Annotated in this window: 20 protein-coding genes; 14 read left to right on the top strand and 6 right to left on the bottom strand. The window is 60.3% G+C overall.

Going from position 1 to position 21,943, the window contains the following annotated elements; translation table 11 throughout:
- The first annotated feature begins 131 nt into the window (after positions 1-131).
- Complete coding sequence (locus tag RTCIAT899_RS14010) at positions 132-1,043, top strand: LysR family transcriptional regulator (RefSeq protein ID WP_015340896.1); 912 nt, start codon at positions 132-134, stop codon at positions 1,041-1,043.
- Positions 1,044-1,098: 55 nt separating this feature from the next.
- On the opposite strand, the gene RTCIAT899_RS14015 is transcribed toward RTCIAT899_RS14010, so the two are convergent.
- A complete protein-coding gene (locus RTCIAT899_RS14015) occupies positions 1,099-1,557 on the bottom strand; it encodes a carboxymuconolactone decarboxylase family protein (protein ID WP_015340897.1) in 459 nt (152 codons plus the stop codon).
- A gap of 133 nt (positions 1,558-1,690) precedes the next feature.
- On the opposite strand from RTCIAT899_RS14015, the gene RTCIAT899_RS14020 reads away from it, so the two are divergent.
- Positions 1,691-2,575, top strand: coding sequence for a sigma-70 family RNA polymerase sigma factor (locus tag RTCIAT899_RS14020; protein WP_015340898.1), 885 nt, complete (start codon positions 1,691-1,693; stop codon positions 2,573-2,575).
- A gap of 2 nt (positions 2,576-2,577) precedes the next feature.
- Here the strand turns inward: RTCIAT899_RS14020 and RTCIAT899_RS14025 are convergent, their stop codons facing one another.
- Entirely contained in the window at positions 2,578-3,339 is a 762-nt protein-coding gene (locus RTCIAT899_RS14025) for an AraC family transcriptional regulator (RefSeq protein ID WP_015340899.1), read from the bottom strand.
- A gap of 139 nt (positions 3,340-3,478) precedes the next feature.
- Here RTCIAT899_RS14025 and RTCIAT899_RS14030 point away from each other — a divergent pair, with 139 nt between their 5' ends.
- From RTCIAT899_RS14030 to RTCIAT899_RS14060, 7 genes are all read left to right on the top strand, one after another.
- Complete coding sequence (locus tag RTCIAT899_RS14030; protein ID WP_015340900.1) at positions 3,479-4,426, top strand: DMT family transporter; 948 nt, start codon at positions 3,479-3,481, stop codon at positions 4,424-4,426.
- Positions 4,427-4,507: 81 nt separating this feature from the next.
- Entirely contained in the window at positions 4,508-5,230 is a 723-nt protein-coding gene (locus tag RTCIAT899_RS14035; protein ID WP_015340901.1) for a GntR family transcriptional regulator, read from the top strand.
- A 100-nt stretch (positions 5,231-5,330) separates the two neighbouring features.
- Entirely contained in the window at positions 5,331-6,611 is a 1,281-nt protein-coding gene (locus RTCIAT899_RS14040) for a cysteine desulfurase-like protein (RefSeq protein WP_015340902.1), read from the top strand.
- A 170-nt stretch (positions 6,612-6,781) separates the two neighbouring features.
- Entirely contained in the window at positions 6,782-7,564 is a 783-nt protein-coding gene (locus RTCIAT899_RS14045; protein WP_041677640.1) for an HpcH/HpaI aldolase family protein, read from the top strand.
- A gap of 188 nt (positions 7,565-7,752) precedes the next feature.
- Positions 7,753-8,961 carry a pyridoxal phosphate-dependent aminotransferase gene (locus RTCIAT899_RS14050; RefSeq protein ID WP_015340904.1) on the top strand — a complete coding sequence of 403 codons (1,209 nt, stop codon included), beginning with the start codon at positions 7,753-7,755 and terminating at the stop codon, positions 8,959-8,961.
- Positions 8,962-9,042: 81 nt separating this feature from the next.
- Entirely contained in the window at positions 9,043-9,840 is a 798-nt protein-coding gene (locus tag RTCIAT899_RS14055; RefSeq protein WP_015340905.1) for an ABC transporter substrate-binding protein, read from the top strand.
- A 93-nt stretch (positions 9,841-9,933) separates the two neighbouring features.
- Positions 9,934-10,608 carry an amino acid ABC transporter permease gene (locus RTCIAT899_RS14060; protein WP_015340906.1) on the top strand — a complete coding sequence of 225 codons (675 nt, stop codon included), beginning with the start codon at positions 9,934-9,936 and terminating at the stop codon, positions 10,606-10,608.
- 64 nt (positions 10,609-10,672) lie between these two features.
- Here the strand turns inward: RTCIAT899_RS14060 and RTCIAT899_RS14065 are convergent, their stop codons facing one another.
- Together RTCIAT899_RS14065 and RTCIAT899_RS14070 are read right to left on the bottom strand one after the other, a co-directional pair.
- Entirely contained in the window at positions 10,673-11,188 is a 516-nt protein-coding gene (locus tag RTCIAT899_RS14065; protein WP_015340907.1) for a MarR family winged helix-turn-helix transcriptional regulator, read from the bottom strand.
- A 97-nt stretch (positions 11,189-11,285) separates the two neighbouring features.
- Positions 11,286-12,857 carry a phytoene desaturase family protein gene (locus tag RTCIAT899_RS14070; RefSeq protein ID WP_015340908.1) on the bottom strand — a complete coding sequence of 524 codons (1,572 nt, stop codon included), beginning with the start codon at positions 12,855-12,857 and terminating at the stop codon, positions 11,286-11,288.
- Positions 12,858-13,251: 394 nt separating this feature from the next.
- On the opposite strand from RTCIAT899_RS14070, the gene RTCIAT899_RS14075 reads away from it, so the two are divergent.
- The 3 genes from RTCIAT899_RS14075 (at position 13,252) to RTCIAT899_RS14085 (ending at position 16,227) form a co-directional block, all read left to right on the top strand.
- Positions 13,252-14,034: a cyclase family protein gene (locus RTCIAT899_RS14075; RefSeq protein WP_015340909.1), complete on the top strand. Its 783-nt coding sequence runs from the start codon at positions 13,252-13,254 to the stop codon at positions 14,032-14,034.
- A 72-nt stretch (positions 14,035-14,106) separates the two neighbouring features.
- On the top strand, positions 14,107-15,696 hold the full coding sequence (locus tag RTCIAT899_RS14080) for a phytoene desaturase family protein (RefSeq protein ID WP_015340910.1): 1,590 nt from the start codon (positions 14,107-14,109) through the stop codon (positions 15,694-15,696).
- A gap of 24 nt (positions 15,697-15,720) precedes the next feature.
- Entirely contained in the window at positions 15,721-16,227 is a 507-nt protein-coding gene (locus RTCIAT899_RS14085; protein ID WP_015340911.1) for a MarR family winged helix-turn-helix transcriptional regulator, read from the top strand.
- 52 nt (positions 16,228-16,279) lie between these two features.
- Here the strand turns inward: RTCIAT899_RS14085 and RTCIAT899_RS14090 are convergent, their stop codons facing one another.
- A complete protein-coding gene (locus RTCIAT899_RS14090) occupies positions 16,280-17,839 on the bottom strand; it encodes an indolepyruvate oxidoreductase subunit beta family protein (protein WP_015340912.1) in 1,560 nt (519 codons plus the stop codon).
- A 9-nt stretch (positions 17,840-17,848) separates the two neighbouring features.
- Positions 17,849-20,002 carry a thiamine pyrophosphate-dependent enzyme gene (locus RTCIAT899_RS14095; RefSeq protein WP_015340913.1) on the bottom strand — a complete coding sequence of 718 codons (2,154 nt, stop codon included), beginning with the start codon at positions 20,000-20,002 and terminating at the stop codon, positions 17,849-17,851.
- A gap of 86 nt (positions 20,003-20,088) precedes the next feature.
- Here RTCIAT899_RS14095 and RTCIAT899_RS33090 point away from each other — a divergent pair, with 86 nt between their 5' ends.
- Together RTCIAT899_RS33090 and RTCIAT899_RS14100 are read left to right on the top strand one after the other, a co-directional pair.
- Positions 20,089-20,277, top strand: a complete 189-nt coding sequence (locus RTCIAT899_RS33090; protein ID WP_135488243.1) for a hypothetical protein — start codon at positions 20,089-20,091, stop codon at positions 20,275-20,277.
- Between the two features lie 82 nt (positions 20,278-20,359).
- Entirely contained in the window at positions 20,360-21,895 is a 1,536-nt protein-coding gene (locus RTCIAT899_RS14100; RefSeq protein ID WP_015340914.1) for an ABC transporter substrate-binding protein, read from the top strand.
- Positions 21,896-21,943: the final 48 nt, after the last annotated feature.

A 21,943-nucleotide genomic window follows, 5' to 3' on the forward strand; every position in this document is an offset into this window, starting at 1 on the left:
TGCCGCATTGCAACAACTTGCGAAACAACATATTGTTATTCCGCTCTGAGAATAAGTAGCCTACATTCGATCAGACTATTCAGAATAACAAACAATCGGCCTCTTCATTTTCGGCCGAGGGGCATCATGGAATGGACCAGTTGTCAGCAATGCGGGCGTTCGCGCGTGTGGTCGAGACAGGTAACTTTACCCGCGCCGCGGCAGCCCTTTCCATGCCGAAGGCGACGGTGACGACGCTCATCCAGTCGCTTGAGGCGCATTTGCACGCCAAGCTTCTCAATCGTACCACACGGCGCGTCATGGTGACGACCGATGGCGCGCTCTATTACGAGCGCGCCATTCAGATCCTCTCCGAGATAGAAGAGCTGGACGGCAGCATCAGCAATTCGCAGAGCCTGCCAAGCGGCCGCCTGCGCGTGGAAATGGCCGGCGCCTTTGCCGAAAAAATCGTCATGCCAGCGCTTTGCGATTTCCACCAGCGCTATCCCGACATCCATATCGATCTCGGTGTCGGCGACCGGCTTGTCGATTATCTCGCCGAAAATGTCGATTGTGCGCTGCGCGCCGGCATGCCGAGCGACCAGTCGCTGATCGCCCGCCGCGTCGGCGAGATCCACCTCATCACGTGCGCGGCCCCTCTTTACATCGAGAAGCATGGGATGCCGGAACGGCCGGACGATCTTGAGACCAACCACTATGCAGTCAGCTATTTCCGTGCGCAAACCGGCCGGACGATTCCTTTCGTGTTCGAGCGAGGCAACGAGTCGCTGGAAATCAGCCCGCGCTATATCCTTTCCGTCAACGATAGCCGCAGCTACTTACAGGCGGCACTGATGGGGCTCGGCATCGCCCAAGTTCCGAGCTTCATGGCGCGCGATGCTCTTGCCAAGGGTGAGCTTGTGCCAGTCCTTTCCAATTGGACAAGGCCGACGCTACCCATGCACATTGTCTATCCGCCAAACCGGCATCTGAGCAACAAGGTGCGCGTTTTCGTCGATTGGCTGGCAAAGCTGCTGACAAGCTCACGGGTCGGCGAAGCTTGAGAGGCAAGCCACCTTCTTCTCTATTTAGGAAGAAGGTGGTGCCGATTGCGCACAATCAATTCCAGGAGGCCCCTGCCTGCTGGCGGACTGTCGAGTTCAATCGGTTCCAGACGTTGTCGATCGCAATCGCGACGATGAGGGCAGAGAGCGCCTTTTCGTCATAGTGTTTTGCCGCTTCGTTCCATATCTCGTCGCTGACCGCATCCGGCCGGTCGGCAAGCCGAGTGGCTGCTTCCCCGAGTGCCAGAGCGGCGCGTTCGGCATCGGAAAAGTAGGGCATCTCCCGCCATGCGGAGACGCCGACGATACGCTCCATCGTCTCGCCTGCCTTCTGCAGCTTGCGAAAGCCCATATCGGTGCAGACGCTGCAGCCGTTGATCTGGCTGACGCGCAGATGCACGAGGTCCATGATGTTTTCCGACAAGCCGCGATCTTTAATCGAATTGCTGACGGCCAAGAGCGCCTGCAGCGTTTCGGGCAGAACGAGGACTGGGTTCTTCATACGAGCTTGCATATTTCTTTCCTCTATTTGTCAGAGCCTGTTGCGGCTCATTTCCCGACGATGCACTTTCCTGCCGATCCGATGTCACACCGGCCGGATTTCGTTCGTCACGGGTTTGACGGATCAGGATGAGGAGATGTGACCGATGGACGAAAAAAAGTGGCAGGCAGAGAAATTCGAGGCGAACCGGCCGCATCTGCGCGCCGTCGCCTACCGCATGCTCGGCTCGCGCACTGAGGCCGAAGATGCGGTGCAGGAGACATGGCTGCGCCTTGTCCGGAGCGACACATCGGAGATTGAAAATCTCAGCGGCTGGCTGACGACTGTCACCGCGCGCATCTGTCTTGATCTGCTGCGGTCGCGCAAATCCCGTCGCGAGGAGCCGCTGACCATCCATGTTCCCGAGCCGATGGTGGTGCATGAGGCTGGCAACGGCACCGACCCGGAACAGGATGCCGTGCTTGCGGACTCCGTCGGCCTCGCCCTTCTGGTCGTGTTGGAAAAGCTGAACCCGGCCGAACGGCTTGCCTTCGTCCTGCACGATATGTTCGATGTCTCTTTCGATGACATTGCTCCGATTCTGGGACGCACGACGGTCGCGACACGCCAGCTTGCGAGCCGCGCCCGCCGCCGCGTGCAGGACACGCCATCAACGACGGAGGCCGATCTCTCCCGCCAGCGCCACGTCGTCGACGCCTTCTTCACAGCCTCGCGTGGCGGCGACCTGCAGGCGCTGCTCGCCGTCCTCGACCCCGAAGCCGTCTTCCGTCCGGATGCGGTTGCCGCCCGCATGGGGGCGGCCGGCGAAATCCGCGGGCGCATGGATGTCGCCAAGACCTTCCAGGGCCGTGCGCGGGGAGCCCGGTTGGCGGTCATCAACGGCGCGGTCGGTGCCATCGTCGTCATCGGCGGGCAGCTACGCATCGCCCTTCGTTGCGCCCTCAATGCAGATGGCATGATTACCGTCATCGACGCGATGGCCGATCCGGAAGAACTGCGCAAGCTGGAGATCGTTTTGATTGAAACCTGAGATTAGCGCATCTGTGTCGGGCTCGTGCCTGTCAGCCGGCGGAACATGGCAATAAAGGCCGACGCATTGCTGTAACCCAGCTGTGTTGCAATCCGGTGCACGGGCTCTCCCGCCTCGATCATCGACAGTGCAGAAACGAGTTTCAGTCGCTGCCGCCATTCATTGAAGGAAAGGCCGAGATCATCCTGGCATCGGCGCGACAGCGTGCGCTCGGTCGTTCCCATCCGGCGCGCCCATTCCGCAAGGGAATGCCGGTCGCCGGGATCGGCCTGCAAGGCGCTCAGTAGCGGGCCGAGCAGCGGATCGTCGGAAAGCGGCAAGTAGCTCTCGCACCGCGGCGCCAGGCGAATCTGATCGACCAGAACCTGTGCAAGCCGCAAATCTTCAGCTGTTTCAGGTATGGTGACATCACGCGCAGCAAAATCCGCCAGGATTGCCTTGAGCAGCGGACTGATGCTGAGCGTCGACGGCTTGTCAGGCAGGTTCGCGCACAGAGCGCGTTCGACATAGACGGTCGCATAGCGCAGATCGTGCTGGATCGCGGCGCCGTGCATCGTCTGCGGCGGCAGCCAGATGGCATAATGTGGCGGCGAGAGATAACGCATGCCTTCGATATCGAACTCGCAGATGCCGGTAATCGCATAATTGAGCTCGCCCCACGGCTGGCTCTTTTTGGGGAAAACCGTACCCGCTCTGTAATTCTCGGTTCGGAAGGAAACCGGGTTGGGCGGATCACCCTCGATGCGTGGGGGCCTGCTGGACATGTCCTCATTTCGCTACTAACTGTCTTATTCTCGCTATATACCAGAATTCGGACAGGCAGTACAAAGTCTTTGGGATGGTGAACCCAATCCGCCCTCCTTCGTTTCGCCCCAAGCCACAAGACGACGAGAGACCATTCACATGAGTACCGAGCAGAATGCTTCCGCATCCATCGTCAGCGCGGCGGGCCTTGCGCCCTTGCTGACGGTGCTGATCTGGTCCGGCAACACCGTCGTCACCAAAGCATCCGCGGGCTTGATTTCGCCGGGCTCGATTTCCTTCTATCGCTGGCTGCTGGCCTTTCTCGTGCTTCTGCCCTTTGTCGGCCGCACGGCATGGCGCAATCGTTCCCTGCTACGGCAGCACTGGCTGAAACTCGCTATTCTCGGCGCCCTCGGCATGGTGATCTATCAAAGCCTCGCCTACGAGGCGGCCAAGACGACATCGGCCGTCAACATGGGTGTGACGATCGCTCTAATGCCGCTTCTCTCGACCGTGCTGGCCGGCCTGCTGGCGGGCGAAAGGCTCACGGTAGCAAGCCTGGCAGGCGGCGCCATCTCGCTGATCGGGCTCATTTATCTGACATCGCAGGGCGATCCGATGCGCCTTGTGAATGGCGGCTTCCACATTGGCGACGGCCTAATGATCATCGCCGTTCTCTCAAACGCGCTCTATGGGGTCATGCTGAGGCGCTGGGCGATGCCGATTCCCATCTGGCAGCAGCTTTTCTGGCAGATCGGCTTTTCAACCTTGCTGCTGATCCCGATCTTCCTGATGGGCGATATCTCGCCAATCACTACGCCCAACCTGCCGCTGATCCTTTATGCTGCGATCCCGACCTCTCTCCTCGCGCCGCTCTGCTGGATGATCGGTATCCAGAGGCTCGGCGCGAGCCGCACCTCGCTGCTGATCAATCTCCTGCCAATCGTCGTTGCAGCGCTGGCCTGGGCATTGCTTGGAGAACAGCTGCATTCCTACCACGTCATCGGTGGCGCCCTCGCCCTCATCGGCGTTGGGCTCGGCTTACACAAGCCTCGGGCGAAGAATGATCCGGCCGCTGACGAAAGCTGGGAAACAGAAGAAGCCTGACCGCGGCTCGGGGAGCCCTTTCCTTTCGCCCGCCCTTCGTTCTACCATGAACGAGTCCCGAGAAGCGGAGAGGAAACAAGCGTGCGCATAGCCCTGGAACCGGTGTCCTCCAGAACGACGATCCAGGAGAGCGTCTATCAGCAGCTGCGAAACGCGCTCATGGTCGGCAATTTCGATCCCGGTCAGACGCTGACCATCGCCTCGCTTGCTGAAACCTTCGGAACCAGCAATATGCCGGTGCGCGAGGCTCTGCGCCGTCTGGCGGCTGAAAATGCTTTGGAGGTCGCAGCCAACGGCTCTGCCCGCATCCCGATCGTCACTCTTGCCCGGCTGAACGATCTTTGCCGCGCCCGCATCGCCGTCGAAGGTCTGGCCGCCGAGCTCGGCTTTCCCAACCTCACTGTCAGCGACATAGCGACGCTCGATCGCATCGCCGGAGAGCAGTATGTCATCGGCCGCGGCGCCAATGTCTATGATCTCATGGCCAAGAACCAGCAGTTCCACTTCACCATCTACCGCGCCTCGGGCTCCGAGGTGCTGCTGCAGTTGATCGAGACCCTGTGGCTGCGCTTCGGCCCCTATATGCGCATGCTCTCCGCCTCGGCAGAACCTTTGATGCGCAACGGCGAACTCGATCCCGCCGGCGAGCATGTTGCGATCGTCAATGCTTTGAAGGCGGGGGACTTCACCGCTGCCCGCGACGGTATTGTCGCCGATATCAGCCGCACTCACGAAATCCTGCAGGATTATTGTCCGGCCACGCAGGACGAGCCCCGCAAGGGCTCAAGCTCCAGCCGCCGTTAACCGCGAGAAAGAGACCGAGGAATTTGGTTGAACCTTAAAGTATTTTGTGATCAAATGATCAAAACAAGATTTCAATCCTAATATCCAGAGCGAGATCCTCATGAGCTCCGCCGCTTCCGTATCGCAATTCGCCGGCCACAACAGCTTCCCGGTTGACGAGATCCGCGCCATGTTCCCGGCCATCCGGAAGGCTGGCGATTTCGTCTTTCTCGATAATGCGGGCGGCGCACAGGTGCCGCAGGCGGTCGTCGATGCGGTTGCCAATCACCTCATCGATTTCAACGTCCAGCGCATGGCGAAATACCAGCACAGCCAAGGCGTCGACCGCAATCTGGAAGAAGCGCGTGAAAGCGTAGCCATGCTGGTCAACGCCTATCGCCCGGAAGAAATCTCCTTCGGCCAGAACGCCACCTCTTTCATCCGCCTTGTCAGCCTCGGCATCGCCAAGCTGCTCGGCGAGCGCAACGAAATCGTCGTCACCGACATGGATCACGACGCCAACATCGCCACCTGGATGGCGCTGGAAGCCGATGGCGCGAAGATCGTCTGGTGGCGCATGCGCGACGACGGCACTCTGCATGTGGAAGACCTGAAGCCGCTGCTGAACGACAGGACCCGCCTCGTCGCCTGCACCGTCACCGCGCATTCGATCGGCACGATCGTCGATGTCGCTAGCGTCTGCAAACTGGCGCAGGCGGTCGGTGCTGAAACCTTCCTCGATTGCGTCCATTACGGCCCGCATGGCCTGATCGACGTGCAGGCCTGGGGCTGCGACTATCTCGTCTGCTCCGGCTACAAGAATTTCTCGCCGCATATGGGCTTCCTCTGGGGCCGCTACGACGCACTGGTCAAGCTTCCCACATTTAAGGAGGATTTCATTCCGGACGTGCCGCCCTACAAGATCGAAGTCGGCACCTTCACTTATGAGAACGTCGCCGGAATGAACGCGGCGGTGAAATACCTCGAAGGCCTTGGCCGCCGTTTCCTGCCTGATGGCGCCCACAGCCGCCGCGAGGCGCTTGCCGCCGCCATGGGCGCGATCCGCCAGTACGAACTGATGCTCTCGCGCGAGATGATCGCAGTTCTAAAGCACCACGGCGCCACCATATACGGCATCTCCGACGAAAACCGCCTGGAGCAGCGTGTGCCCACAATCTGCTTCAACATGCCAGGCATCACGCCGCAGGAATTTGCCGACGAGATGGGCAAGCGGCGCATCGGCCTGCGTGACGGCCACATGTTCGCGCCACGCCTGATGAAACGCCTCGGTCTGTCCATGGAAACGGGTGCCATTCGTGTGTCGCTGGTGCATTATAACAAGGTCGAGGAGATCGCCCGGTTTGACGCGGTCCTGAGCGAGATCATGGCGCGGCGCAAGTAAGCCGTGCCTGTGAGCGGTGGCGGCGCCCGAACAACTCCGCCACCGCAATGCCTCCGTGCCGATGCTTCGATCGATACGGAAAGCTGTTTTGAACGCAGAGTAGATTGCCGTTTCGCAGTTGTATCTTTCGGTCCATCCCTCGTTGAGAGACCACCAGAATGAGGAAGACGATGAGCGATTTCCGCAGGAGTTGTATTGAGCAGAAGCTGCTCGTCGGTACGTTTGCGGCGATTCCGCATCCTGTCGCCATCGAAGTCACGGCAGCCACAGGCGTCGATTTCCTCTGCATCGACTGGGAGCATTCGCAGATCAGCCGCGAGCGTATCGAGGATCTGATCCGCGCCGCCGATATCCATCGGGTTCCGGCCATGGTCCGCGTCCCCGGCCATGCGGCGGAGGATATTGCAGCCGTTCTGGATGCAGGTGCGGCAGGCGTTCTCGTGCCCCGTGTTTCGACGGCTGAGCAGGCGCGCTCAGTCGTCAAGGCCACCCGCTATCCCCCGCTCGGCGCTCGCGGCGTCGGTCCGGGTCGTGCGGCCGCCTATGGCTACCGTATTCCGGACTACCTCACCAAGGCCAATGCCGAACTCGTACTCGCCATCCAGGTCGAGACAGCCGAAGGGCTTGCCAATATCGCCGAGATCGCGGCCGTCGATGGCGTCGACCTCATTTTCATCGGTCCTGGCGACCTCTCGGTTTCGATCGACGCCATGGGTCCTGTGGGCAAGGACAAGCTCGATGCGGCGATCAGAACCATCACCGAAACCGCTCTGTCCGCCGGTCGCGCGGTCGGTATCTTTCGACCTTGGGCAGACGATGTCGGCGCATGGTCGGAAGCCGGCATCAGCTTCTTCATACTGGCAAGCGACACGATGTTTCTGGGCGCCAGCCTGGCTGCCGGCGTCGATGCCGCAAAACAAGGCAAGCATGCGCCAGAAAACAAGGAAAGCTGATTTCTATCAATACGTTACCATTTCAAAGGGCAAAGCGAAATTGAGCAGGAAAGTAGACTTTTTAAGCTTAAAATTTGTCCTTGAAATGCAGTGGTTTTTGGATAACCATTCGAAATTGAGGGGTTGCAAAAGCGAAAGTTGCCGCAGCCGTTTGAACCCTCCAATGCAGAATTCCCAGGGGAAATTTCTTGTCTCTTCTACCGCAGCATAACCTGCCGAACGTGATGACGGGCCGCGATGCTCTCGAAGGCATTCGCGCCCAGATCCGCGACATGCGTACCGACAACATCGCCGTGCTTGCCAAGCGCGCCCGCGAACTCGGCGGCGTCATCCCGCTCTGGTTCGGCGAAGGGGATATCGTCACTCCGGAGTTCATCCGGGATGCCGCGAAGAAGGCGCTCGACGACGGCGCAACCTTCTACGTTCCGAATATGCGCGGATTGGCGACGCTGAACGAAGCGTTGTCCGACTATCAGACGCACTGGCATAAGCGCCCCATCCCGATCGAACGCACCACGGTCGCCCCCGGCGGCATGCAGGCGCTCTATATGGCGCTTGAACTGCTCGTCGATGTCGGCACCAATGTCGTCTACGTCGCGCCGCAATGGCCGAATATCCATAACGCCATCCATCTGATCGGCGGTGAGCCGCGCGCCGTGTCGCTCGATTTCGACACCGACTGGCGCCTCGACCTCGACAAGCTTTTCGCCCGCTGCGATGCCCGCACCCGCGCCATCTTCCTGTCGACGCCCTCCAACCCGACGGGCTGGACAGCATCGCGGGAGGAAATGCAGGCGCTGCTGGATTTCAGCCGCCGCACCGGCATCTGGATCATCTCCGACGAGGTCTATGCCCGCCTTTATTTCGATGGTGACATTGCCCCTTCGATCCTGCAGGTGGCCGAGGATGGCGATCGCGTGATCGCGATCAACAGCTTTTCCAAGGCGTGGGCGATGACTGGCTGGCGCGTCGGCTGGCTGACGCACCCATCGGCCGTCGCCGACCAGCTGGGGGCGATGACGCAGTATATCAACAGCGGCACCTCGGCCATGGTTCAGGCCGGCGCGGCGGCGGCTCTGCGCGAAGGCGAGCCGCTGGTTGCAGAAATCCGTGGACGTATCAAGGCAGGCCTCGATCTGGCCTATGAGAAGCTGCCGAAGATAGCGGGCATCATCCTGCCGGAAAAGCCGCGCGGCGGCATGTATGCCTTCTTCGCGCTGCAGGGCGAGCCCGATGCGACGGCGCTCTGCGAGCGCATCCTGGAGACAGCCCGCGTCGGCCTGGCGCCAGGATATCACTTCGGCGAGGCATCGCGCGCCTTCCTGCGCATGTGCACCTTCCGCGAAACCGAACAGATGCGCATTGCACTCGATCGCATGGTAAACGCGATGACATGAGACGGCCGCCGGTCGGGCGGACGGAATACCCCCGCGGGTGAGAGGAAAAGCCCGCGGCCATAACCAGAGGGAGACTAAGAAATGTCCATTACTCGTCGCAGTCTGCTGATCCTGGCGACCGCCGCCGGCCTCGCCGGCGGAAGCCATTTTGCCTATGCTGCCGATGTCTTGAACGTCGGTTCCTATCCAAACAACCCGCCCTTCGAATATAAGACCGCGAATGGCGGCTTCGAAGGCTTCGAGGTCGATATCGTCAACGAAGCGGCCAAGCGCGCGGGCATGACGACAAATATCGCAGACTATGGCTTTCAGGCCCTGTTTGCTGCAACCAGTTCCAAGCGCATCGACGTGGCGATCTCGTCCATCACGATTACGCCGGAACGCCTGAAATCGCAGTCTTTCACCCAGCCCTATTACGACTCCGATATGGGCGTCGCCGCCAAGGACGGCAGCTCGATCAAGGCGCTCGCCGATCTCAAGGGTAAAACTATCGGCGTGCTGTCGGGTTCGACGGGTGAAAAATGGGCCAACGACAACAAGGCCGCTCAGGGCTTTGCCGACGTTAAGGGCTACAACTCGCAGCAGGATATGTTCCTCGATCTCGGCGCCGGCCGCATCGATGCCGTCGTTAGCGACATCCCCGGCATGCAGTATCTCTTCGTCAAGACCAAGGGCTTTGCCATCAAGGATCGCATCAAGACCGGCGAACAATACGGCCTGATGATGACCAAGGATTCGCCACTCGTCGCCAAGATCAACGATGCGATCACCGCGATGAAGAAGGACGGCACGCTCGAAAAGATCCACGAGAAATGGTTCGGCGGCAAGGCACCGGCAGGCTCCTCCACCGTCACCGAACTGCCTATCCCCAAAGCGTGATCAAAAGATCATTATCGAAATGAAACCACGCCGGTCGCAACGACCGGCGTGGATGCAAGAAACCTCGTCTTCGTTTCACACGCGGGAGTGCCAATGTCTTTCGTCGACACCTTCCTTAACTCCGACGTCATGATCTCGGCCTTTCCACAGCTGCTGCGCGGGCTTTGGATGACCATCGCGCTTGGCGTCGTCAGCATCCTGATCGGCGTGACCGGCGGCCTCGTCATCAGCCTGATCCGCCTCTATGCCCCCAAGCCTTTGCAGCTCCTGACGATCGCCTATATCGACATCATGCGCGCCATGCCCATGCTGGTCGTGCTGATCCTGATTTATTACGCATTACCCTTCGTCGGCATCAGCTTTTCCGCGTGGTGGTCGGCGATCCTGGGCTTCTCGATCGTGCTTGCCGCCTATTCGGCAGAAGTCTTTCGCTCAGGGATCGAAAGTGTGTCGCGCGGGCAATTCGAGGCGGCCGCAGCCCTCGGCATCCCCTTCCTGATCACGCTCTACAAGGTTGTGCTGCCGCAGGCGGTGCGTATCGTCATCCCGCCGACGACGAGCAACTGCGTGTCGATGTTCAAGGATACGTCGCTCGCGTCGACTGTGGCCCTTCCCGAATTGCTCAAGGAAGGACAGAACGCTCAAGGCTTCTACGCCAACCCCTCGCCGCTGATCATGGCCGCACTGATCTACATCATCCTGCTCTGGCCAATGGTCCGCCTCGTCAGCGTGCTCGAAAAGAAGTTCAAGGACGAGCGGGCGAGATAGTTCCCCGTTGACACATGTCGTTACCGCAAAACCGCTACACACTTTTGCGCGACATGTTTTGCCATCAATCGAAGTCGGCGCCGGAAAGATGGTTGCTCACCGAGGACTTCACCGCGCCGATATCCCGCCACAGCTCGCTGACAACAGCGGGCTCCACATCCACCATCAGGTCGCGCAGCCAGCCTTCATGGGCGGCGGCCATGGCGCTGAACTGGGTCTCGCCCTTTTCCGTCAGCTTCGCAACCGTGACGCGCCGGTCGCCGTCGGGTGTTACGCGCAACACAAGGCCATCCGCCTCCAGCCGCTCGACAAGACCGGTGACGTTGCCATTGGTGACCATGGTGCGCTTCGACAGCTCTCCAAGGCGCAAGCCCTCTCGCTCGCGATAAAGCTGCGCCATCAGGTCGAACTGCGGCAAAGTCGCCCCGAACTCGTTACGCAGCCGGCGACGGATTTCCTGCGAAATCAGCTTGGTCGTCGACAGCATGCGCAGCCAGAGCCGCAGTTCGAGCTTCTTGCCTTCCTGCGCGCCCTGAACGATGATCTCCAGATCAACGCTTGCACTCTCGGACTCTGTCATGACGTCGCCTCGGCCTATCGTTCCGCATCGCTAATCCCAGCGATCTAGGGGACGATATTTGAAATGTCAAAGGTTTGAACGTCAAGTCATGTGGCGTTCACTTGGCCAGCATTTTCCCCAGCATGAAACCGGAACCTGCACCGGTTCCCGCGCCAGGCCATGTCGAGGCCCCGCACATATAGAGCGATGTCACGGGCGTCTTATATCGCGAATAGCCGGCAACCGGGCGGAACAGGAAATTCTGATCGAGATGATGACTGCCGGAGAGATTGTCGCCGCCGATGAGATTCGGGTTCTCGCGCTCCAGATCGACAGGCGAAAAGACCGAGCGCCCCAATATCTTGCCGCGCAAGCCGGGCGCATAACGTTCGACGATATCGAGAACGCGCTCGGCATAGATATCCTTGATCTCATCCCAGCCCGCGCCGCGGATTTGACCGGCGGCATCACTATGGAATTCCGCCGGCAGGACACGCACCTGTATCCAAAGCACATGCTGCCCGTCGGGCGCGCGCGACGGATCGATGGCTGTCGGCTGGCCTACCACCAGGGCAGGTTCAGCCGGCAGCAGTCCACCCATGGCCTCGGCATAGACGCGGGACATCATTTCGAGATCCGGCGCGATATGCACATAGGCAAAATTCTGGAGCGCCTTGCCCGCCGTCCAATCCGGAAGGCCCGACAGAGCCAGATGGATCATCATCGTACCCGGTCCGGCACGGAAGCGCTTGATCTTGCCGTCAAACTCCTGGCGCGCCGGATCCTGATCGAGAAGCTTGCCGAATAGTATCTGCGGATGGACATTGGCGATGACCGCACGCTTCGCTTCGTAACGTCGTCCATCGGCCAGCACAACGCCCGTCGCTTTGCCGCCCGAGGTCGTGATCTTGTCCACGCGCGTGCCGAGCATCAGCTCGCCGCCCTTGTTTTTCAGCACGGCCGCCATCGCCTTGATGATCGTATCGGCACCGCCCTTGCCGATCACCATGCCGAATGCCTGATTGGCCATGGATTCGAGATAGGGAAACAGCGCGCCGCCGGCGACATCGGGCGCGAAGTCGAGATGCAGCCCCCAGGCGGCCATCATCGTTTTGAGCTTCACATTCTGGAAGCGGGCGTCCAGAAAATCGCGCGGCGAGGCAAGGAGCATGCGCGCCGTGTCGTAGATCCAGCCCGTCCCCTTTTCGCGCCATGCCTTCCAGACGACCTTGGCGGCGGCCATGGACGGCATCGGCGAGCCGAGCAGACCGAAAATATGCGGCGCATCCGCACCGAACGTAGAGAGCATAGTGCGCCAGGCGGCAGCATCCTGCGGCGAGATATCGGCGATGGCTCCAGCGGTCTTTTCCAGGTCGGTACCGACGCCGAGATAGGTGTTGTCACGAAAGACGCTGGCGAAACAATCCGCTGCAGGCACGAAGTCCAGCCCTTCGGCCAAAAGCTCGTCTTTATACTGCGCGAAGAAAGCCGAGCCGGCAAACATGGAGAGGTTCATCGCGCAAAGATCGTGCCGGAAACCTGGCAGCGTCACCTCGCGGGTCTTGACCGCACCGCCGGGCTCCGCATTTCCCTCAATGACGGCGACCTTCCAACCCTTGGCGGCCAAATGCACCGCCGCCGCCAGGCCGTTGTGACCGGCCCCCACTATGATCGCATCATAGCTCATCATCTGCCCCTTTTGGTTTGTGATTATTATTATCACATGCATACATTTTGAGTTTTAAGCTTCAAGTATCTGTCGGCGCGAACCGTCGGAAACAAAAGCAACCGTTAAGAGCATTTCATCGAATTAACTCGAAGAATGCTATTTTGCTTCAGTAGCTTACAAACTCATGCGGGCCGCCGATTTTAGGTCAAAATTGGCTCTGTGGACCCGAGCGGAATGCTTGCAATATCATATATTGTGACATAGGCTCCCTTCATTCCGCCGCCGCGCGGACCCGGTGCCAGGAGGAAAGGCACCCCGCGCCAGGCGATACCGACTTCACGCCTGATCCCGAACAAAAGACCTGCAAAAGGGCTCTGCGCATGGGATCACGCGACAACAAGGGGAACTAGAAAAAATGACTGCTACCACACTCGCCAGCCTCGCCTCGGCCCTGCTTTCGGGCGCCGTCAAGGTCGTTGATCTCACAGCGCCGCTCGGACCGGATACCCCGGTGCTCTACCTGCCGCCGCAGTTTGGCAAGAACACCCCCAAGGTCAAGGTCCACACGATCTCCGAATACAACCAGGACGGCCCGTTCTGGGCCTGGAACTGGCTGGAGCTCGGCGAGCACACCGGCACACATTTCGATGCGCCCTGCCACTGGATCACCGGCAAGGATAATCCGAACAACACGACCGACACCATCCCCCCGCAGAACTTCGTGGCGCCGGTCAATGTCATCGACCGTTCCAAGGAAGCCGCCGCCAATCCTGATTATTTGTTGACGGTCGAGAGCATCAAGGAATGGGAGACCCAGCATGGTGCGATCGAGGCCGGCAGCTGGGTACTGCTGCGCACCGATTGGTACAAGCGCAACGGTTCGACGGAAACCTTCCTGAACGCTGATGAAAACGGCCCGCATTCTCCCGGCCCGACGGCGGAAGCGATCGAATACCTGCTCACCAAGGGTATCATCGGCTGGGGTTCCGAAACGATCGGCACAGATGCCGGATCTGCCGGCGGCATGAACCCGCCTTTTCCGGCACATAACCTCATGCACAAGGCCAACCGTTACGGCCTCGCCAGCCTCTCGAACCTCGATCAGCTTCCTGCCAAGGGCGCTGTGCTAATCGCTGCCCCACTGAAGTTCGTCAAGGGCACCGGCTCGCCGGTTCGCGCACTGGCATTGATTGCATGATTGGCTGGAAAGGTGGAGCCTTGAGGGCAGGCTCCTCCTTTCCGCTCATCTTGGCGGTGAAAGGCATTGGCAATGGGCGATCGTGATTACATCATTGTCGGCAGCGGCATAAATGCGCTTGTCGCAGCCGCGATGCTCGGCAAGAAGGGCTATAAGGTACTCATCCTTGAGCGCAATGACCGCATTGGCGGTTGCCTGCGCACCGAGGAGATCACCGAGCCCGGATTCATCCATGATGTCATGGCGACGACCATGGTGCTGTTTCTCACCTCGCCCGCCTATGGCGCCATCGGCAAGGATCTGGAGGCGCGGGGCCTGGAATTCGCCCATGCCGACCTTCCCACCGGCGTGCTCAGGCCCGACGGCTCGCATGTGATTTTTTCCAAGAACAGGCAGCGAAATATCGCCGCTTTCGACAAATTGTCGCCCGGCGACGGGCAGACCTTCTCGCGCGAAATGGATGCGTTGGCCGCCGACGCGCCTTTCCTGTTTTCCCTGCTTGGCGGTGCGCTATGGTCAGGATCGACCCTGAAGACCGTTGCAAAGCAAGGCTGGAGCCGCGGACTGCGGAAGCTTGCGGCCTGGTTTGGTGAGGCTCTGACGCCAGCGCGCGGCTATCTTGAAACCAGTTACAGGTCCGAGGATATTCATGCCCTCTGGGCGCCTTGGGTGCTCCACTGCGGCCTCGGCCCGGAAAGCGCCTATTCCGCCGAGATGCTGAAGGTGATCGGCTTCGCGCTGGAACTCGGCGGGGCACCGATCGTCAAGGGCGGCGCCGACAAACTGCTCACGGCCTTCGAACGGTTGATTACCGATCATGGCGGTGAAATTCGTGTGAACGCGGATGTCGCGGCCATCATTCCGGACCACAATCGCAGCGCCGATGGCGTGCGTCTTGCGAATGGCGAAACATTGAAGGCGAAGGCGGGGGTAATCTGCTCGACAACGCCCAACCAGCTTTACGAACGGCTGATGAAGGATTGGCCGGATCCGCTGCCACCGGAGGTTAAATCGGGCGTTGCCAGCTATCGCTACGGCAAGGGCGACATGCAGATACACTACGCGCTTTCCGAGCCGCCGCGCTGGAAAGCCAATGCCGAGCTCGGCAAGGTGGCGCTGCTGCACCTGACCCCAGGTCTCGACGGCGTCTCGCGCGCCGCCAACGAATGCGAGCGCGGGCTTCTGCCCGCCGAACCCACCGTCTGTGTGGGCCAGCCCGTCGCACTCGATCCCACCCGCGCCCCGCAAGGTAAATCGATCCTCTGGCTGCAACTTCCCGAAGCACCGCGCCGCATCAAGGGCGATGCCGCGGGCGAAATCGAAACGCCTGAAGACGGCCGTTGGACGGAAGAGGTGCGCGAGCGCTACGCCGACCGCATCGAAGCTCTGCTTGCGAGCCATATCGAGGATTTTGCAAGCATCAAGCTCGCGCGCCGCGCCTATTCTCCGGCGGATCTGGAAGCGATGAACATGAACCTCGTCGGTGGGGACCCCTACGGGGGCTATTGCGGCCTCGACCAGTTTTTCATCTGGCGTCCCTTCAAGTCATCTGTTAACCACCGCACCCACATATCCGGCCTTTACCACATCGGCGCTTCCGCGCATCCCGGTCCAGGCCTTGGTGGGGGCTCCGGCTTCCTGCTCGCAGCATCGCTGAAATAACAAGTTTCCGGAGGAACATCGTCGATGGAGGAGCGGTTTTCAGGCACCGTTTTGCGGCGCAATCGAGATGAGAACGCAAAACGTCCGACCATGGGCGAAATCGGCCTCAATCACTTCGCGCCCTATCTGATGAACCGGCTGATGGCGCGCTGGAACGCCAATCTGCTGGAAGAGCTGCGCGAATACGATATGACGACTGCGAAGATGCGGACGCTCGCCGTTCTCAGCGTCTCTTCCAGCCTTACGATCAACGAGCTCTCCGTCTTCGCCGTGACCGAGCAGTCGACGATGAGCCGCACCTTGGACTCGCTCGAACAGCAGGGCTACATCCGCCGCCAACCCCGCGCCGAAGACATGCGCATCCGCGACGTCTCGATCACCGAGGAAGGCCGCGCCGCCTTCGAGAAGGTGTGGCCGACCATGTACGACCTCTTCCTACAAATGTTCGATGGCGTCGACGAGGCCGAATATCGCACCTTCATCTCGACCCTGCACAAGGTGCTGCAGAATATCCGCAAGCACGAGATCTGAGGCAGGATTTATCCCGCCAAGGGCGAGATAAGATTCCGCGCTCGCGGGAACCTTAAAGCGTCGCGACAGTCTTCAGTGCCCCATCAAGCGCCGTACCCTGCTCGTCCAGCAACGCCGCCTGGCGCAGCCGCTTCATCCACGCAGCTCCATCCTCGCGGTCGCGAAGAAGCGGCAGCGCCGACATGACGCGATCGAACTTGGATAGCCCACGCGCATGCGTATCGGAATAGCCTTTGACGAGGCGGCGATTGCCCAGCACCTCGGCGGCGAGATCGTAGTTCACGGCCAGCAGATTGGAGGCCGCCGCAAGCCAGGCCTCGCGATGCTCGACTTCGCGGGCATGCCGCAATGTGCCGCGACGGATGCGGCGTAGCGCCGAGACCATATAGAGGCCGAGGAACCAGAACAGCGTGCCCGTCTGAACGCGACGCCCCTTGTTGACGAAGCGGTCGAGCCGGGCAAACAGGCGCGGCCGGCTTTCGATCCAGAGACCCATCGCCTTCGGCATCGTGCCGCAGACCTCCTCCATGCGCGGATGCATGTATTCGGTCATGTAGACGATCTGGTCATCCTTGGCGCCGACCTCCTTGCGCAACCGCTCGAAGCGCGAGCCACGCACCTTCAGATCGGCAACGCGAATGACGTCGTCATAGGCCATGGCGACTGCGACATACTTCGCCGCCTGCACGGTGAAGGCGAAATCCTTGCTCGCGCCGCCGGCCTTTCGATCAAGTGCATGAAGTGCCGCGACACGGCTCAGATATTCGTCGGCATAGGCCGGGTCCTGATAATCGGTCAGCTTCTTGACGCCCGCAAACAGCAGCGGCCAGGCAACTTCCGGAAATTCGGAGCGGATGCGATTGACCAGCCGATCCAGTGCCGGATGACCGGCGGTTTCCGGCAGCGCATCGAAGTGCTTTGGTGGCGTCGCGGAAACCGCATCGCGCGGCTTTTCCTTGACCCTGTCGAAGGCGGCATTGAAGGCCTTCAGGCTGGGCTCGATGCCCTTGCCGCCGGCACGGATCATCGCCTCGAAAGCCTGTTTGCCAAATGGCAGCGCGCCGGAGCCGGCCAGAGCGCCGAACATGGAGGCCGAAATCACGCTGCCGTTCCTGACGGCCATCGTTTCCATGTCGAAAGCGATGGTGCGCTTGGCGGCGAAGTCCGTAGCATCGACCACCACTTCGGCACTACCGATGCCATCACCAGGCTTTTCCTTTTCCGAGACCGCAAAGGAACGGTGCGTCGAGGCGATCAGCAGTGTCTTGTCCGGCGTGACGAGGCCGCGCAGCACCGAACGGCCAGCCTCCATGAGCTCGGCCGCCATGACGACATCGACATCGCCCGGCGTCGGCATCAGAGAGAAGATCGGCTCGTGACCATCCTTCGCCGGCAGCATTTCGATATAGTAGATCGTCGCGCCCGTGCGCTGAGCAACGCCCGGCACAGACGTCGTCTGCGCCATCCATCCCTGGGCTTCCGCAAGTCCGACGATCCAGTCGGCCAGGACGCCGCCGCCCTGCCCGCCCATGGCGAGGATGGCGAGAGACAGCGGCTTGTCCGTCGAAAGTCTGTTGGCGCCAAGATCGCTCATGCTCACATGCTCGTTCATCTCGCCCTCTCAATCTGAAAAGACGATGCGGCCGGCGCGGCGGCGCGCCTGCAGCCAGCCGATAATGCCGGAGCGCATGCGAGCGACAAAGCGATCCCAGCCCGTCGGGTTATGGATGATATCGGCCCGGTAGAAGGAGGGACAGAGCACCGCCGCCTCCGAAACCTCGCCGCAATTGCCGCAGCCGACGCAGTTATTGTCGATTGTCGCCACCGGATCGTCCTTCAACGGGTCGTCTGTGTGCTTGACCGACAGCGAGGGACAGCCGGAAAGACGGATGCAAGCGTGATCGCCGGTGCAGACATCCTCATCGACGCCGAAGCGCTCCTTGACCATGCGCTTGCCGTCCTTGACCGCCTTGGCGAATTGCGGCTTCACGCGGCGCTGCTTGTTGAGCATGCATTCCGAGGAAGCGACAATGATCTTCGGCCCCGGCTCCTTCGAGGTCAGAGCCTCGCGCAGCGTGTCGCGCATCTTGGCGACGTCATAAGTCCGGTCGATCTGGCGCACCCAGGTTGCCCCGATGCCCTTGACCGCATTGACGATGGAATTGTTGGTCTTGCGGCGTGGATTGAGAGCACGCGAGGACGGTATGTCCTGCCCGCCGGTCGCGGCCGAATAATAGTTGTCGACGACGAGGATGACGCCATCCTGCTTGTTGAAGACGGCATTGCCGACCGACGTTGCAAGGCCATTGTGCCAGAAGCCGCCATCGCCCATGACCGAGATAACCCGCTTGTCGGCCGCGACATTGAAAGCGGACGCGGCGGCCGGCCCGAGCCCGTAGCCCATGGTCGTGCTGCCGATATTGAAGGGCGGCAGGATGGAGAAGAGGTGACAGCCGATATCACCTGATATGTGATGCTGGCCAAGCTCGCTCTCCACCATCTTCATGGCAGCGAAGATCGGCCGCTCGGGACAGCCGATGCAGAAACCGGGCGGCCGCGGCGGCACCACTTCGGCCAAAGCCTTGATCTTCGGATCGTTAAGGATCGACGTCGGATCCGGCAGCGGCGGCTGGTTGCCGAGCAGCACGCGCTGATGGACCTCGAGGAAGTTCTTGATGCCCTTCATCAGCACCGGCGCGGTGTATTCGCCGCTCATCGGCAGCACGTCCTTGCCCGCGACCTTTGTCTGGATATCGCGGCGGCGCAGGATCGTATTCAGGGACTGCTCGATATACTCAGGCGCCCCTTCCTCCACCATCAGCACTGCCTTCTTGCCGGCGCAGAACTCGGCGATCTGGTCATCGACAAGCGGATAGGCGACGTTGAGGACGTAAAGCGGCACGGCGGAATTGCCGTAGACATCGGCAAGGCCAAGCTGCTGCAGCGCGCGCATGACACCATTGTAAGCACCACCAAGCAGGATGATGCCGACTTCGCCTTCGGACGGGCCGAAATACTCGTTGAGCTGACGCTGCTTGATGAAATCGACCGCTGCCGGCCAGCGCTTCTCCAGCTTCTCCTTCTCGTGCATGAAGGAGGCTGGCGGCAGCACGATGCGATTGACGTCGCGGACCGGATTTTCCAGCGCCTGCTTCAGCGTATAGGCAGGCCGCTTGTTGTCCTTGGCAACGAACTGACCGTGCACATGACAGCTGCGGATTCCCACCTGCAGCATGACCGGCGTGTTGGATACTTCCGAAAGCTCGAACCCTTCCTCAACCGCCTGAACGATCGAGGGCAGGTTCGGGCGCGGATTGAGCAGCCACATCTGCGATTTCATCGCATAGGCATGGCTGCGCTCCTGCATGATGGAGGAGCCTTCGCCGTAATCCTCGCCGATGATGATGAGTGCGCCGCCGGTCACCCCGCCCGAAGACAGGTTGGAAAGCGCATCGGAGGCCACATTGGTGCCCGCCGTCGATTTCCAGGTGACGGCGCCGCGCACCGGATACATGACGGAGGCGGACAGCATGGCCGCAGCCGCCGCTTCCGAAGCTGATGTCTCGAAGTGGACGCCCAGATCCTGCATTACATCCTTGGCGTCTGCCAGGACGTCCATGAGATGGGAAATCGGCGATCCCTGATAGCCGCCGACATAGGAAACACCGGATTGCAGAAGTGCCTTGGTGATCGCGAGAATACCCTCGCCGCGGAAGATATCGCCTTCCCCGAGCTTCAGATCCTCGACCTCGCGCGCAAACGATCGCTCGGCCATGACGTTACCCCTTTGCCCTTGTGGGCTTGTTTTAAATCATTTGCAAAATCATATTTTGAACTTCCTTGAGCTGTCAACGAACAAATATGAAATCCACCTCGATGGAGCAAGTTCGAAGCGGCAAGCCATTACCTTCCTTCTTCCACATCGGAATCTTCGCTCCCTGGATTGCAGCGCAGATATATGCGTGCGCATTTAATATAGATGCCAAAAAAGCATCGGATTCTTTACAAGCACCAGAGAAAGCTCTTGCCGCTCCAAAATATGTATTTTAAGATTAAAGCATTCCGACAATAAATCGCCAGCGGCAGTTGGGCGTCATGCTTTTCTGCCGCTTAACAGGGGAACGGAGTGACCATGACAACGCTTACTCGGCGCGAGGCCCTGAGCCTCGGCGCAGCAGCATTCATGACTGGGATTCTAGCGGGCAGAACGCCTGTCGAGGCAGCCGAAGCCGGCACGCTGACCATCGCCTTCAACGTCAATTTGCCCTCTTTCGATCCGACGACCGGCCCATCCGCCGTCAACCCGACGATCCAGGCAATCTATCGCTCCGTCTTCGACCAGTTCATAGGCCAGGGACCGGACCTGAAATTCCAGCCGGGCCTGCTGACGGCCTGGGGCTGGAACGACGACAAGACCAAGGTCTGGATGGACGTGCGCGAAGGCGTGACCTGGCATGATGGCTCCAAGTTCACGCCGGACGATGTCGTCTGGTCGCTGGAGCGGGCCGCCAAGCAGGACACCGGCAACCCGATCCAGTTCATCTGGTCGACCGCCAATAATTACAAGGTGGAAGGCAACCGCATCACCGGCGATGTCGTCCGCTTCGAGCCGACTTTCTTCAAATGGATGGCCTTCCTCACCGGCTACGTCCTGCCGAAGGATTATTACACCAAGGTAGGCACGCAGGGCTTCGAAAAGAAGCCGATCGGCACTGGCCCCTATATGGTCGATGCCTATGAGGGCAATTCCTATCTGCGCCTGAAGGCAAACCCGAACTATTTCGGCGGCAAGCCCGCCTTCGACACTGTCATCTTCAAGTTCGTGCCGGATACGACGAGCCGCGTGGCCGAAATCGAGTCCGGCTCGTCCGACGTGACGCTGGAAATCCCCTATGAGGATTTCGACCGGCTGAAGAAGAAGTCGGGGCTATCAGGCGTCGCCACCCCGATCTCCGACATCGGCATGATCTTCATCAGCAATGTCGATCCGATGCTCGACAAGAATGTCCGTCTCGCCGCCAATATGGCGATCGACAAGGACGCGATCATCAAGCGGCTGTTGCGCGGCTACGGCAACGCCCTGTCGACGCTGGAAGCGCCGGAATATGAGGCCTACGACGCGTCAGTCAAAACCCCTTACGATCCGGAACAGGCCAAGAAGCTTCTGGCCGCCAGCGGCTATTCGCCGGAAAAGCCGGTGAAATTCACCATCAAGACGACCCGCGGTTTCAAGCCGAAGGATTACGAGATGATCCAGGCGATCGTCGGCATGTGGCGCAAGGTCGGCATCGAGGCTGAGATCGAAGTCTACGAAATCGCCAAGCACTACGAGCTGCGCGCCGCCCATCAGCTGGGGCCGGCCGCCTTCTACAACTGGGGCAATGCCATCGGCGACCCGACAACATCGACCGGTTTTGCCATGTTCGGCCCCTCGCCGCACTCTGCCTGGAAGACCAAGGATGTCGACGACATGCTGGGGCCGCTCTGGGGCGAAAAGGACGAGGCAAAGCGCATTGCCGGCTGGAAGGCGGCGATCAAATACATTGCCGAACAGGGCTATGTGATCCCGCTGCTGCAATATGCCCAGCCGATCGTCTATAAATCGAGCCTCAAGATCACGCCGAACGTCTCCGGCGCCCTGCAGCCGACGCTGGTGTCGAAGGCTTGATACGTCGGGCTTTGAGCGTAGCCTTGCCCCTCACCCTAGCCCTCTCCC

This window comes from Rhizobium tropici CIAT 899, assembly GCF_000330885.1.
Classification (GTDB): domain Bacteria; phylum Pseudomonadota; class Alphaproteobacteria; order Rhizobiales; family Rhizobiaceae; genus Rhizobium; species Rhizobium tropici.

Coding starts and splice junctions, on each gene's coding strand:
- RTCIAT899_RS14100 (WP_015340914.1), top strand. CDS start 20,360: ATGACAACGCTTACTCGGCGCGAGGCCCTGAGCCTCGGCGCAGCAGCA.
- RTCIAT899_RS14040 (WP_015340902.1), top strand. CDS start 5,331: ATGAGCTCCGCCGCTTCCGTATCGCAATTCGCCGGCCACAACAGCTTC.
- RTCIAT899_RS14075 (WP_015340909.1), top strand. CDS start 13,252: ATGACTGCTACCACACTCGCCAGCCTCGCCTCGGCCCTGCTTTCGGGC.
- RTCIAT899_RS14025 (WP_015340899.1), bottom strand. CDS start 3,339: ATGTCCAGCAGGCCCCCACGCATCGAGGGTGATCCGCCCAACCCGGTT.
- RTCIAT899_RS14055 (WP_015340905.1), top strand. CDS start 9,043: ATGTCCATTACTCGTCGCAGTCTGCTGATCCTGGCGACCGCCGCCGGC.
- RTCIAT899_RS33090 (WP_135488243.1), top strand. CDS start 20,089: ATGAAATCCACCTCGATGGAGCAAGTTCGAAGCGGCAAGCCATTACCT.
- RTCIAT899_RS14020 (WP_015340898.1), top strand. CDS start 1,691: ATGGACGAAAAAAAGTGGCAGGCAGAGAAATTCGAGGCGAACCGGCCG.
- RTCIAT899_RS14065 (WP_015340907.1), bottom strand. CDS start 11,188: ATGACAGAGTCCGAGAGTGCAAGCGTTGATCTGGAGATCATCGTTCAG.
- RTCIAT899_RS14060 (WP_015340906.1), top strand. CDS start 9,934: ATGTCTTTCGTCGACACCTTCCTTAACTCCGACGTCATGATCTCGGCC.
- RTCIAT899_RS14070 (WP_015340908.1), bottom strand. CDS start 12,857: ATGATGAGCTATGATGCGATCATAGTGGGGGCCGGTCACAACGGCCTG.
- RTCIAT899_RS14080 (WP_015340910.1), top strand. CDS start 14,107: ATGGGCGATCGTGATTACATCATTGTCGGCAGCGGCATAAATGCGCTT.
- RTCIAT899_RS14015 (WP_015340897.1), bottom strand. CDS start 1,557: ATGCAAGCTCGTATGAAGAACCCAGTCCTCGTTCTGCCCGAAACGCTG.
- RTCIAT899_RS14085 (WP_015340911.1), top strand. CDS start 15,721: ATGGAGGAGCGGTTTTCAGGCACCGTTTTGCGGCGCAATCGAGATGAG.
- RTCIAT899_RS14045 (WP_041677640.1), top strand. CDS start 6,782: ATGAGCGATTTCCGCAGGAGTTGTATTGAGCAGAAGCTGCTCGTCGGT.
- RTCIAT899_RS14030 (WP_015340900.1), top strand. CDS start 3,479: ATGAGTACCGAGCAGAATGCTTCCGCATCCATCGTCAGCGCGGCGGGC.
- RTCIAT899_RS14010 (WP_015340896.1), top strand. CDS start 132: ATGGACCAGTTGTCAGCAATGCGGGCGTTCGCGCGTGTGGTCGAGACA.
- RTCIAT899_RS14095 (WP_015340913.1), bottom strand. CDS start 20,002: ATGGCCGAGCGATCGTTTGCGCGCGAGGTCGAGGATCTGAAGCTCGGG.
- RTCIAT899_RS14090 (WP_015340912.1), bottom strand. CDS start 17,839: ATGAACGAGCATGTGAGCATGAGCGATCTTGGCGCCAACAGACTTTCG.